The organism is Polaromonas sp. 39-63-25, assembly GCF_002278925.1.
Classification (GTDB): domain Bacteria; phylum Pseudomonadota; class Gammaproteobacteria; order Burkholderiales; family Burkholderiaceae_C; genus Polaromonas.
The window spans coordinates 1-12625 of sequence record NZ_NCJH01000030.1; the positions used below are offsets into that span (position 1 = coordinate 1).

The 12625-nt window shown below is 55.8% G+C and carries 10 protein-coding genes and 1 pseudogene; 10 read left to right on the forward strand and 1 reads right to left on the reverse strand.

Translation table 11 applies throughout. The features are described 5' to 3' along the window. Nucleotides 1-96 precede the first annotated feature (96 nt). From B7X65_RS22430 to B7X65_RS22465, 8 genes are all read left to right on the forward strand, one after another. The gene (locus tag B7X65_RS22430; RefSeq protein ID WP_293596463.1) at nt 97-363 is read left to right on the forward strand and encodes a hypothetical protein; all 267 of its coding nucleotides are present in this window, start codon (nt 97-99) and stop codon (nt 361-363) included. Nucleotides 364-368: 5 nt separating this feature from the next. Continuing rightward, the gene (locus tag B7X65_RS22435) at nt 369-920 is read left to right on the forward strand and encodes a hypothetical protein (protein ID WP_293596464.1); all 552 of its coding nucleotides are present in this window, start codon (nt 369-371) and stop codon (nt 918-920) included. Continuing rightward, nucleotides 917-1966 (forward strand): PDDEXK nuclease domain-containing protein, encoded by a 1050-nt coding sequence (locus tag B7X65_RS22440; protein WP_293596465.1) that lies wholly within the window; start codon nt 917-919, stop codon nt 1964-1966. The genes B7X65_RS22435 and B7X65_RS22440 overlap by 4 nt, the downstream gene beginning before the upstream one ends. Beyond that, nucleotides 1963-3330 (forward strand): hypothetical protein, encoded by a 1368-nt coding sequence (locus tag B7X65_RS22445; protein WP_293596466.1) that lies wholly within the window; start codon nt 1963-1965, stop codon nt 3328-3330. Before B7X65_RS22440 ends, B7X65_RS22445 begins: the two co-directional genes overlap by 4 nt. Next, nucleotides 3327-6563, forward strand: a complete 3237-nt coding sequence (locus B7X65_RS22450; RefSeq protein WP_293596467.1) for a type I restriction endonuclease — start codon at nt 3327-3329, stop codon at nt 6561-6563. The genes B7X65_RS22445 and B7X65_RS22450 overlap by 4 nt, the downstream gene beginning before the upstream one ends. A 10-nt stretch (nt 6564-6573) precedes the next feature. Continuing rightward, nucleotides 6574-7878: an ISL3 family transposase gene (locus B7X65_RS22455; RefSeq protein ID WP_293596468.1), complete on the forward strand. Its 1305-nt coding sequence runs from the start codon at nt 6574-6576 to the stop codon at nt 7876-7878. 298 nt (nt 7879-8176) lie between these two features. After that, nucleotides 8177-9937 (forward strand): ATP-dependent endonuclease, encoded by a 1761-nt coding sequence (locus tag B7X65_RS22460; RefSeq protein ID WP_293596469.1) that lies wholly within the window; start codon nt 8177-8179, stop codon nt 9935-9937. Further along, nucleotides 9934-11463, forward strand: a complete 1530-nt coding sequence (locus tag B7X65_RS22465) for a UvrD-helicase domain-containing protein (protein ID WP_293596470.1) — start codon at nt 9934-9936, stop codon at nt 11461-11463. The genes B7X65_RS22460 and B7X65_RS22465 overlap by 4 nt, the downstream gene beginning before the upstream one ends. Nucleotides 11464-11574: 111 nt before the next feature. Here the strand turns inward: B7X65_RS22465 and B7X65_RS22470 are convergent. Further along, a pseudogene (locus B7X65_RS22470) lies at nt 11575-11751 on the reverse strand (HU family DNA-binding protein); the annotation flags it as partial. 111 nt (nt 11752-11862) lie between these two features. On the opposite strand from B7X65_RS22470, the gene B7X65_RS22475 reads away from it, so the two are divergent. Together B7X65_RS22475 and tnpB are read left to right on the forward strand one after the other, a co-directional pair. Further along, entirely contained in the window at nt 11863-12231 is a 369-nt protein-coding gene (locus tag B7X65_RS22475) for a transposase (protein ID WP_141396442.1), read from the forward strand. After that, nucleotides 12228-12569, forward strand: coding sequence for an IS66 family insertion sequence element accessory protein TnpB (gene tnpB, locus B7X65_RS22480; protein WP_176491458.1), 342 nt, complete (start codon nt 12228-12230; stop codon nt 12567-12569). Before B7X65_RS22475 ends, tnpB begins: the two co-directional genes overlap by 4 nt. The last annotated feature ends 56 nt before the right edge of the window (nt 12570-12625 follow it).

Genomic DNA, 12625 nt, shown 5'->3' on the forward strand with positions numbered 1-12625 from the left:
GCAAGAGAAGTTCAAGTCGGCACCAAACAAAATCAGTCTACAGGCCGCGCCAATGCTTGATCTCCGGCTCGGCGCATATCATTTAACCGGACAGCAGTGATCGATTTTGATGTCTCAGTGTCCTGGAAATGGGAGCGGCTGAAATGGGCAATGGGCGTCAGCCTTGTCGCGCCCTTGGAAGTGCGCAACGAAAGCGAGTTGGTGGCAGTTGCCAATCTGGCCCGGAGCTTGATTCTTGGGACAACCACGCTTGGTGCTGAGTTCCCAGGCTACCGCTATGGCCGCACAGAGTGGCAGTCAGAGCAAGTTCAGCGCGATCCCAATCAGATTGCGCATGTTTCCCACGCAGTGGCAGGTACATAGACGCCATGGTTATAAACACCGCGTCAATCGAATCTGACTTTTTGGCAGCCAAAGCTAAAACGTCAGTCACCATCATGAATGCAATAGGATGGCAGGAAGGCGTTATTAATCCCAGTGCACTGGGCGTAGATTCCGTTTTCTTCTATGTGTTCGACTACCAGACGAAGTGGATTTGGTGCTGTTCGATACCAAAAGATGCTTTCTTTGCGGTGATTCAGCAATCGGCAAACGTGGATCATTCTGCTTCTATCGTCTGCTGCGGTCAGATGATTGCCGAGTGCGCTGTGGGCAATGGCTTGAATCCCGACAAGGAAAACGATCTGGCTATTGCCCTGTCGGCCTATATCAGCATCACTAGGTCGTATCAGCTCACAGAGCGAGCCACTAAGCAGAATCACTTCGTAGTGATCCGCTATGGATCGACTGACACCATTCGCCCGTTTGCAATGGGTGGACCACCTCGCCATCTCATCCCTGCGGATGTCATTCACGAGTCCATGCAGAAGGTGATCGCTATGGATTCGCAAAATCACCCTGAGTGGATTGCCAAACCATGACCCAACTGACAACTGCACCAGAAACGCTGTTAACCGAAATCCGTGACTTGATTGATGGTGCACGTCGGCAGGTTGCTTATGCCGCGAATGCTGCATTAACCCTCGTTTACTGGCGTATCGGAAAACGGCTACTGACAGAAAATCTTACCGATGGCCGGGGTGAGTACGGACAGCAGATTCTTGCGTCACTGGCGCAACAATTGGAGCTTGAGTACGGCAAGGGCTTCAGCTATTCGGCACTGACACGGATGGCCCGGTTTGCAGAGTTGTTCCCAGACGAGAGAATTCTTGCATCACTGATACAAGAATTGACCTGGACGCATTTCATTGCACTGCTGCCATTGAAAGATGCGCTCGCCCGTGAGTTTTACGCTGAAATGTGCCGTGTGGAGCGCTGGAGTGTCCGTGCACTGAGGCAGAAGATCAACGGCATGCTCTTCGAGCGCACAGCCCTATCCAAAAACAGCGTGGAGGTAGTTCGGCAGGAGTTGGCTACTTTGCGCGATGGGCGCATGACCCCGGACATGGTGTTTCGAGATCCGTATCTCCTGGATTTTCTTGGTCTTTCAGGCGCGTACAGCGAAAAGGACTTGGAAGCCGCCATCCTGCGAGAAATGGAAGCATTCCTGCTCGAAATGGGCAACGGATTCTGTTTCGTTGAACGCCAGAAGCGCATGAGCGTCGGACGGGACGATTTCTACCTGGACTTGTTGTTCTATCACCGGCACCTGCGTCGATTGGTGGCCATCGAACTCAAATTGGAATCCTTTCAGCCCAGCCACAAAGGGCAAATGGAGCTGTACCTGCGCTGGCTGGACAAGCATGAACGCGCCCCTGGTGAGGAACCGCCAATCGGCCTCATCCTGTGTGCGAGCGCCGATGCCGAACAGGTTGAACTCCTGCAACTCGATGATGCTTCCATTCGGGTCGCGGAATACCTTGTCGAATTGCCACCAGTAGCGGTGCTGCGTGAACGCCTGCATCGTGCAATCAAGCACGCTCGGGAGCGCACTGCCCTGGCCGCTCCAGCAGGGGATCAAAAATGAGCCACTACAAACCATACCCGGCATACCGTGATTCTGGTGTTGAATGGATTGGGGATGTGCCTTCTTGTTGGCAAGTAAAACGACTGCGCCAAGTAGCTAGTTTTACCAACAGCGGTATCGACAAGAAATCGTATGAAGACCAAGAGCAGGTAAGCCTTTGCAATTACACGGACGTGTATTACAACGAGTTCATCACGGCGGATATGCCATTCATGCAGGCAACCGCCAGCAAAGATGAAATCGCTCAGTTCACGTTGAAAAAAGGCGATCTGATCATCACCAAAGATTCGGAAGATCCGTCAGATATTGGGATACCGGCACTGGTGATTGAGGATGCTCCTGGTGTAGTTTGTGGCTACCACCTCACGCTCATTCGAAGTGATGAACTCGCAACGGCACGACTACTGCATCGCACTCTGCAATCAACACCAACCCATGCATACTTTTTCATCGAATCTCCTGGGATTACTCGCTACGGTCTTGGGCAAGATGTCATTGGTGATTTGCGTGTGTGCATGCCGCCCGCAAATGAGATCAGCAGAATTGCTGACTGCATCGACCGCGAAACCAAACGCATCGACTCCCTGATCACCAAGAAAACCCGCTTCATCGAACTCCTGAAAGAAAAGCGCCAGGCGCTGATTACGCATGCCGTCACCAAAGGGCTTGATCCCAATGTGAAGATGAGGGATTCAAAGGTGGAGTGGATTGGAGCAATCCCAGCCCAATGGCTTGTTGCACAACTTGGAAAAATTTCTATCGCCCGATGTGATGGGCCGTTTGGTAGTGGCTTGAAATCGGAGCACTATCAATCGGAAGGTGTACGTGTCATCCGATTGCAAAATATTGGATGGGCAGCCTTCAAAGATGGCAATGAAGCATTCATATCGCATGAACATTGGCAAGATGTTCTCGGGTGCGGACACGAGGTATTGCCAAATGACTTGCTAATGGGCGGGTTGGGTGACGACAAGAACCCTCTTGGACGCGCTTGTGTTGCACCGGACAATTTAGGCAATGCAATGGTAAAAGCGGACTGCTATAGATTTCGCCTAGATAAAAACCGTGCTACGCCTGAGTTCATCGCTTTGGCGCTGTCTGCAACTGCACGGTCTGAATGCGGATACCTTGCTACCGGTGCAACGCGAGATCGATTGAATCTCGGTTTAGCTAGTGCTCGCGTTGTACCGCTTCCGCCGCCTGGCGAGCAGGTGGATATTGTCACATTCCTCAGTCGCGCTACAGATCGAATTGACCGCCTCACCGAAAAAACCCAACACAGCATCGACCTCCTAAAAGAGCGCCGTTCCGCCTTCATCACCGCCGCTGTCACCGGCCAAATCGATTTACGGGAGCCCGCATGAGCGATACCGCACACCAAGAAAAGCATTTCGAAGCCTACATCGTCTCCAAACTGGAGGCGCAAGGCTGGAAGGTCGGCAACACCCTGCAATACGACACCGAGCGTGCCTTGTATGCAGATGACTTAATTGGCTGGCTGGAAGCTACCCAACCGGAAAAGTGGGCCAAGCTATGCAAGGACAACGGCGAGCGAGCCCGCGAGATCCTGATGGACCGCCTGGCCAAGGCCCTGGAGCAGCACGGCACCATGCATGTGTTTCGCAATGGTTTCTCCATTGCCGGTTGTGGTCATATTGATTTGTCAGAAGCTGCCCCTGAAGACAAACGCAATGAAACCGTGCTCAAGCGCTATGCCGCCAATGTGTTGCGCGTGGTCCCCCAGCTTCAATACCACCCCAGCCGCAAACTTGCCATTGACCTGGTTCTGTTCATCAACGGCCTGCCGGTTGCCACCGTCGAGATCAAAACCGACTTCACCCAGTCCGCTGAAGCGGCCATGGATCAGTACAAGACGGATCGATTGCCGTATGACCCCAAGACCAAGCGCAAAGAGCCGCTGCTGACCTTTAAGCGCGGTGCGGTGGTGCACTTCGCCATGTCAGACTCCGACATTCAGATGGCTACCAAGCTGGAAGGGGAAAACACGTTCTTCCTGCCGTTCAACCAAGGCAATGAGGGGCACGCTGGCAACCCCCCGCGCAAAGACAAGGAATACCCGGTTGCGTACTTTTGGGAGCAGGTCTGCCAGCCCGATGCTTGGCTGCGGATCTTTCATAGCTTCGTCTACGTCGAGAAAAAGGATGTCGTGGACATCAAGGGCAACTGGTCCAAGCGCGAAACGCTGATATTCCCCCGCTACCATCAGTGGTCCGCCGTCAATGACATGATTGCTGACGCCCGACTGAATGGCCCAGGCCTGTCCTATCTGGCTGACCACAGCGCCGGTTCTGGAAAGACCAGTACGATTTCATGGACGGCCCATGATTTAGTCAAATTGCGCCGGGACAATGGCGATGCCATCTTCAGCAGCATCATCATCGTTACCGATCGCACGGTATTGGACGGACAGATCCAGGATGCGGTCAAGCAGATTGATCACCAGTTCGGCGTTATCGCAGCCATTGACCGTCAGAAGTCTTCGAAGTCCAAGAGCAAACAGCTTGCAGAAGCACTGATTGCCGGTACGCCGATCATTGTGGTCACCATTCAGACCTTCCCCTACGCGATGGAAGCCATCGTCACGGACAAGGCTCTAAAGGGCAAGAACTTTGGCGTAATCATTGATGAGGCGCACGCTTCCCAAACAGGTTCGACCGCAGCCAAGCTGCAGGCCGCTCTAGCCATGAGTGGCAACGGGAAAATGGCATCCCTGACGGTAGAGGAGTTACTGGAAGAGTTGCAGAAATCACGGGTACGACCCAACAACATCAGTTACTTTGCATTCACAGGCACGCCAAAGCATTCGACACTCATGCTTTTTGGGCGACCAGCAGATCCAACTAAACCGGCCTCCAAAACGAATCTTCCGCAAGCCTTTCATCGCTATCCCATGCGCCAGGCCATTGAGGAAGGGTTCATCCTGGATGTGCTCAAGGGCTACATCCCTTACAAGACAGCCTTCAATCTTTCCAAACAGATTGAAGACACGAAGCGGGTCAGCGGCAAGACCGCCAAGCGTGCTTTGGCACAGTGGATGTCCTTGCACCCAACCAACGTGACCCAGAAGGTGCAGTTCATCATCGAGCACTTTAGCAAGAACGTGGCGTACTGCCTGGATGGCAAGGCCAAGGCCATGGTGGTGACCAGCTCGCGTGCTGCGGCTATCCGCTACAAGAAGGGCTTTGATGCCTATATCGCCAAGCACCCTGAATACTCAGCCATTCGCTCGCTGGTCGCCTTCTCAGGAAAGATGACTGGCAAGCAGGTCATGCACGGGGATGATGTGGGCGATGCGGCTGAAATATTTATGGTTGATGAAGGAGAAGAGTTCACCGAAGTCAGCATGAACCCGGATGTGGCGGGTCAAGATTTGCGGATTGCGTTCGAGCGTCCTGAATACCGCGTCATGCTCGTGGCTGATAAATTCCAAACCGGGTTTGACCAGCCCAAGCTGGTGGCCATGTACGTTGACAAGAAGATTGCGAACGACGTGGAGATTGTTCAAACGTTCTCCCGGCTCAACCGTATGGCACCTGGTAAAGATGAGGTTTTCATCATTGATTTTGTAAACGATCCTGCCAATGTGCGCCGGGCGTTTGACATGTACGACGATGGTGCCCAGATTGACGATATTCAAGATGTCAATGTGGTCTATGAGGTCAAGGAGACTTTGGACGCTCAAGGTCTTTATGAGTCGGAAGACCTGGAGGACTTCAAAGAAGCGCGGTTCAAGACGATTCGTGACATCACCCATGCGCAGGAGCCGCAGCACAAGGCGTTGTACGCGGCAACAGAGCGCCCAACACGCGTATTCAATCAGCGCCTCAAAATGCTTCGGGATGCCATTGAAACGTGGGAGTCTGCGTTCGAGAAGGCGCGCAGCTCCGGTGACGAGGCTTCCATGAAGTCTGCCGATCACCACCGTCATGAATATGCGGGCCAGCTCAAAGCCCTGATGACCTTCAAATCAGGACTGGGCAGGTTTGTTCGAACCTATGCCTACATTGCCCAACTCGTGGACTTCGGTGACCCGGAGCTGGAGAACTATTCAGCGTTCGTCAAACTGCTTCAAAAGCGCTTGAACGGTGAGCCGCCTGAGTCGGTAGATCTCAAGGGATTGGTACTCACGGGCTTTGACATCAAGCACAAGGATGCAGGGCAAGATGAGGAAGACGATCAAACGGTACTCAAACCCATTGGGCCAGGCGGTGGCGGCATCAAAGGTGAAGACCCGCACTATCTGACAGAGATCATCGACCGGCTGAACCGCTTGTTTGGCGAGGCCACACCCCTGCGCGACCAGGCTACCTTTGTGAACCACATCGTAGCCATTGCCCGCGAAAACGACGTTGTGATGGCCCAGGTGGAAAACAATACCCGTGAGCAGGCCTTGCAAGGCAATTTACCGGGCGCAGTGCAGCAAGGTGTGGTCAGGGCACTGACATCGCACCAGAAGCTGGCCACGCTGGTACTGAAGTCTGATCGCCAGTCCATGGGAGCACTGACAGACATAATCTATGAGCTGATCCGGGACCACAAGGACATCAATATTGGAGACATGAGAGACATCGGTTAAGAGGCGCATCGTGTTTGACCTCCTTAACCTGCCGGGGGTAAAGCCGGTTGATCTGCATTACGGCAATCGTGTAATCACGGTCATTGCCGAAGTGATTGAAGGCCCCATTCCGTCATGCCAGGAATGTGGCGGACCACTGCACCGCCATGGGCGCAGGACGAACATCTTTGCTGACACGCCCATGCAGATGCAGCCGGTACGCCTGGAAATATCCAGGCCTCGCTACCGTTGCATTACCTGTTCAAAGATTTCCACGCCTGACTTGCTGTTTCTGGATGAGCGCAGACGGGCGACAAAACGACTGGTGGATGCAGTCCGCCAACGCTGCCTGGGGATGACGTTTCACGCGCTGGCTGAACAGACCGGAGTAGCGGTCAACACCATCAAGAACATCGCTCAAGATCTGATTGTTGAGCTGGAGCGCACGGTTCGCTATGAAACCCCGGTCATCATGGGCATAGATGAACTGATGCTGGCGGGCGACTATCGATGCATGATTACTAACCTGGCCACCAACAACGTCTTTGAGATGCTGGAATTTCGCACTCAGGACTACTTAAAACCGTTTTTCCAAAACCTGCCTGATAAAGAGCGAGTTGAGTGGGTTTACTCCGATATGTGGAGGCCTTTCAAAAGATCCTTCAGTGAATATCTTCCCAATGCCAAGCTGGTGATCGACAAGTTCCACGTTGTCAAAATGGCGTCTGAAGCTCTTGATGATGAGCGCAAGAAATTCGAGTCAACGCTTTCCAAAAACGATCGAGTCCATATCAAGAAGTCAATTCGCTGGTTGACCTTGAAGCGGCCTGGGAATCTGACTCCGGCAGAAAAGAGCGCATTGGAGGTTGTACGCCAATCCATTCCAGAACTGGGAGTGGCTTACGACTTCAAAGAGATGTTCTTCAGGATTTATGACGATCCGGTTAAAGAATCAGCGATGCGAGCCTTCGAAGCATGGGAGAACTCACTGCCTGACAAGGAGTTGGAGAAATTCCATTCCTTGGTAAAGACGGTCCACAACCACTATGACGACATTTTTGCCTATTGGGATTCACCAAGCCAGATCACGAATGCCTATACCGAGTGCCTAAACGGGCTGATCAAAATGTCCAACAGGATTGGGCGCGGGTACAGCTACGAGATCATCCGGGCAAAAACCCTCTATGCGAAAGAGGCACGCAAGGTCGGAAGCGGCATTCGCCTTCTGCCTGGTGCCGAAACTCCAGTTCCAAGCAAGTCAGCATCTGAGACTGTTGAGTATGGCCCCCACATCCCAACTTTGATTGAAATGGCAGAAACAGGAAAGATGGATTAAAAATGTCCCAGAACCAATTCGGAGACATGGCATGGCAGGTAAAAATGGCGAATTGGACAGCTCTTGCGACCGGCTCCTGCAGACTGAAAGCCGTCTTCGTTTTTCATTTCGCAGCGACTGCTGATACCAATACTGCTCGTTGAGTTGAGTACTGCTACGCTAAGTTCGTTTAGCATCTTGTTGCAATTGCGGAATTGCAATGATCGCGGGCCTGGGAGGGTATTCGAAGCTCGCGTTCGATAGGTGGCCGGAAAGCGGGCTTCTGGCTACGCGCCCATTCCTTACAACTGAGAATGACATGGCTCAAACAGCACGTATTTTCAAGCTAACCATTCAACGGTTCAGGGGCATCCAGTCCCTAACGTGGCTGCCTGCGAAAGGAATGAACGTCATCCTAGGTGGGGGTGACGTCGGAAAAACGACTGTCCTCGAAGCGATCGCGTTGCTGCTTTCGCCATCGAACACCGCGGTCATCTCCGAGGCCGATTACTGGGCACGTGATAGCGCACAGGAATTCGTCATCGAAGCCGTCATGACTCTGCCCGATGCGACCGGGATCGGCTCGCAGAACACTTTCGCCTGGCCATGGGCGTGGAACGGGCAGGATGCCATCGCTCCGTCGGCCGACGGGGAGGGCGACCTTCCCGCGTCCGGCGAGCCGGTGTATCGCGTGCGCGTACGGGGTACCACGGAGTTGGAGCTCGCATGGGAGGTCATGCAACCCAACGACGAGTTCGACCATTTCTCGACCGCCGTTCGCCGACGTATCGGCCTGGTCCGAATGAGTGCCGATGAGCGCAATGATCGTGACCTGCGCCTTGTCTACGGTTCCGCTCTGGATCGATTGCTGGCCGACAACGCGTTGCGGGCGCGTATAGGAAAGCAGGTAGCGGGCCTCAACTTGCACGAGTCGCTCAATGACAAGGGCAAGGGGGCTATCGAATTGCTGGATACGCGTATGGCCAACGCCGCGCTTCCCAGCGCATTGAAACTCGGACTCACGACCAGCCAGGGGCTGTCCATTGGTGCGCTGATCGGCTTGCTTGCGACCAAGAATGGCGTGGCCCTGCCCCTGAGTAGCTGGGGGGCAGGTACTAGACGGATGGCCGCGCTCGAAATCGCCTCATCGACGGACAAGGAAGCAAGCGTCACGCTCATCGATGAGATAGAGCGTGGCTTGGAGCCTTATCGCCTGCGCAAGCTCATCAATATCCTGGCCGGGCAGCACGGGCAGATCTTCCTCACGACTCACAGCCCTGTTGCAATCTCCTGTGCTGAGGCCGCACACCTTTGGTATCTGGACAGTCTGGGCTCCATCGGTGCGTTGCCACGAGACAAGATCGGTCCGCAGCAGAGGCGCGACCCTGAAACGTTCCTGGCGCGCGTTGCCGTCATCGCAGAAGGACCCACCGAGGTCGGGTTCTTGCAGTACCTGCTGGAGAAGGCATTTGAGGGCAATCCGCTCGACCACGGGGTGCGGGTTTGCGATGGTCAGGGCAATGGTGCGACCTTGGACCTCCTTGAGACGCTCGCGTCTTCCGGTTTGCTGTTTGCCGGTCTGGCGGACGACGAGGGCACCGCTCCGCAACGTTGGAAGAACCTGAAGGAAAAGCTCAAAGAGCGCGTGCACCAATGGCCGAAGGGTTGCACCGAAGATCATGTGATCGGGGCGGTTCCCGACGCGAAGCTCCTTGACCTACTGAAAGACAGCGAAGGCGAACTCGACGGCTATCGACTCCGCACTTTGGCAGATCGCCTTGGACTTCAAGACAAGACTACTGAGGCAATAGACGCAGCGCTGAAAGCTTCCAACCAAACTTGGCGTGGTCTGGTCATCGCAGCCGCGACCGGAAGTAAGGTTGGCGCTCCCGAAGGCCAGGAAAAAGTGTGGAAGAAGCATTCCCAGCAGTGGTTCAAGTCCACGGACGGCGGGAGGGAATTGGCTCAGAAGATGGTCGCGCTTGGCGCGTGGGCAGAAATTCAGCCGCAGCTGCTGCCTTTGATCAACGCCGTACTAGTGGCTGTGGGGCGGCCGGTATTGCAAGGGCTGGATCTATGAGCGATGAGGCCGTCGCCACACTTCTTCGATCACGCGAGCCGCTGGTGATCATCGAAGCCGCGGCCGGCTGCGGCAAGACTTATCAGGGTGCAGCCTATGCGCAAGACGTTGTGGGGAGCCTCGGTGACGCTCGCCTGCTCATCCTGACACACACGCACGCCGCTTGCTCCGTTTTCGCGGAACGTACGAAGAAGGCCGGGTCACGCGTCGAAATCAAGACCATCGATGCTTTGATTGCGCAGATCGCGCTGGCCTACCACAAGCCACTGGACCTGCCTCGCGATCTGACATCCTGGGCTTGGCAGGATGGCGGGCAAGGCTTCGAGATCATGGCGTCAAAAGTTGCAGGGTTTCTGCGCCATCAGCCGATGGTGGCTCGTGCACTGGCTCGACGCTATCCGGTCATCGTGTGCGATGAACACCAGGACTCCAGTGTCGACCAGCACAGTGTCGTCATGTCCCTGTTGTCCGCCGGAGCGACCGTCCGGATCTTTGGCGATCCCATGCAGCGAATCTATGGGGCCAAGAGCGATAAGGCCGCGCGTGAGGATCGTGCGCGCTGGGAAGCTTTGAAGGCGCTTGGGGCGGGGGAGAAACTGGCCACGCCTCATCGCTGGCAAGACGGGTGTCCCCGGCTGGGGGCGTGGGTCATGCAGGCGAAGGAAAGTTTGGAGCGCGGAACCCCGATCGACCTGACCAATGGGCTGCCGCCGTCCGTCAGGGTTCTGGTCGGGAACAACATAGCTCAGATGCGCACGGGCTACCAACTGTCCAAGGAACACAGGGGACCGATCGACAGGATTGTGAGAGACAACCCGCAGCTGATGATTCTTGCATCGCAAAAAGACCTGGTAGCGGCACTTCGAGCCTTTTGGTACCGGGCAGTGCCGATTTGGGAAGGACATACGCGCGAGGCATTGGGAGCGCTCGTGCAGACGCTGCGTAACGGTCAAGGCAATGCGGACGTTCTGGCGCAGGGCGTCATCGCTTTCATGGGCAACGTTGCGGCCGGATTCAGTCCCTCCAGCCATGGCGACAGGTTGCTTCACGAGGTCCGAACAGGAGCGGCCCGTCCAGCTACAGGAAAGCCAGCGAACATCCAAGCGGTCGCACTGTGTCTCCTAAACAATCCGTCGCATGTGGGGGTCTCGGATGCGCTCGCGAAAATTACTGCCTTGGTGAAGGACGGCGCTGCGGGCTTCGACACAGTGAAGATCGATCACAGTTCCGAGCTGCGGGACGCTGTGCGTATCGGCCAGTTTGCAGGCCCCGACGACGGTTTTGCGGAGGTGTCACGCATGCGTTCGTACTCGCATCCATCCCCGCCCAGGAAGGTGCTCAGCACCATTCACAAGGCGAAGGGGCTGGAGTGCGATCACGCGATGCTGATGGCTTGCGACAAAGCGCAGTTTACGTCCACGCTGTACGCGAAATCCAAGATGTACGTTGCGCTCAGCAGGGCGAAGAAGACACTTACCTTGGTAATCCCGACATCCAATCCCAGCCCTCTTTTCAAGCTCCGTTGAGAGACCGATCACATGAGCAACTATTTCAGCGATCGTGAGCTCGGACCGCGGCCCGTACGAGCGACCGCAATCGCTGCACAGCGGGTCTACGATTCGCTCCGAAGCTGACTTTCATTTGGGCTGACTCTGGTCGACATCCCCAGCCGGCAAATCGACCGCATCCCGCAGCGCTTTGCCGACCTTGAAATGTGGGGCGCGTCTCTTCGGAATGTCCACGGCAGCGCCACTGCGCGGGTTGCAACCTAACCGAGGTGCACGGTGAATGACGGTAAAACTACCGAAACCCCTCTATGGATGGATCGCTTTTATGGCATATTCAACGTAAGCGTCTGGCCGTGGCATCTTGAAGCCGATCAAGCTTTATAGGAGCCTCGTGTCCACTTAACTTTAGGTGGACACGTGCACACTATCTCCAATGAAACTGGCGTTCGCGCTCCGCGTCGCCGCAAACACAGCCCCGAGTTCAAGGCCCAGGTCGTCGCCGCTTGCCAACCGCTTGGCGTCTCGATCGCCGCAGTGGCCATGGCCAACGGAGTCAATGCGAACCTGGCGCGCCGCTGGATCGTCGAAGCCCGGCAGCGCGGCGGTGCTCACTTGGTGCCTGCCGCAGTGGCGCCCGCGTTCATCCCGGTGTGCCAGCAACCCGCTGAGCCAGCGTCCTTGGACATCCGTATCGAGCTGCGCCGAGGCGCAACCGCCATCAGCGTGAGCTGGCCCTGCCAGGCCGCAGCGCAATGCGCGGCCTGGATGCGCGAGCTGCTGCGATGATCCGGATCGACGCGCTGTGGCTGGCGGTCCAGCCCATTGACATGCGCGCCGGCGCTGATCGGCTGCTGGCCAGGGTGGTTCAAGTCTTCGGCGCCGCGCAGGCGCACCACGGCTACCTCTTCGCCAATGCCCGCTCAACGCGCATCAAGCTGCTGGTGCACGACGGCTTCGGAGTCTGGTGCGCAGCACGCCGCTTGAACAAAGGCGCCTTCGAGTGGCCGCGCGGTGGCGCCATCGACGCTGCTCCTGTCACGCTGAGCAAAGACCAGTTCGACGCCCTGGTGCTCGGGCTGCCGTGGCAGCGCCTGGAACAACTGCGGCGAATCACCCGGATATGAGCGCAACCCAAGCGGGCAATTCAACGCAATTGGAACAAGCCCCAGTGTTCGATCAT

What these genes read in the sequence shown, in the direction of transcription:
- B7X65_RS22465 (WP_293596470.1), top strand. Translation starts at nt 9,934, where the DNA reads ATGAGCGATGAGGCCGTCGCCACACTTCTTCGATCACGCGAGCCGCTG.
- B7X65_RS22445 (WP_293596466.1), top strand. Translation starts at nt 1,963, where the DNA reads ATGAGCCACTACAAACCATACCCGGCATACCGTGATTCTGGTGTTGAA.
- B7X65_RS22435 (WP_293596464.1), top strand. Translation starts at nt 369, where the DNA reads ATGGTTATAAACACCGCGTCAATCGAATCTGACTTTTTGGCAGCCAAA.
- B7X65_RS22450 (WP_293596467.1), top strand. Translation starts at nt 3,327, where the DNA reads ATGAGCGATACCGCACACCAAGAAAAGCATTTCGAAGCCTACATCGTC.
- B7X65_RS22440 (WP_293596465.1), top strand. Translation starts at nt 917, where the DNA reads ATGACCCAACTGACAACTGCACCAGAAACGCTGTTAACCGAAATCCGT.
- tnpB (WP_176491458.1), top strand. Translation starts at nt 12,228, where the DNA reads ATGATCCGGATCGACGCGCTGTGGCTGGCGGTCCAGCCCATTGACATG.
- B7X65_RS22460 (WP_293596469.1), top strand. Translation starts at nt 8,177, where the DNA reads ATGGCTCAAACAGCACGTATTTTCAAGCTAACCATTCAACGGTTCAGG.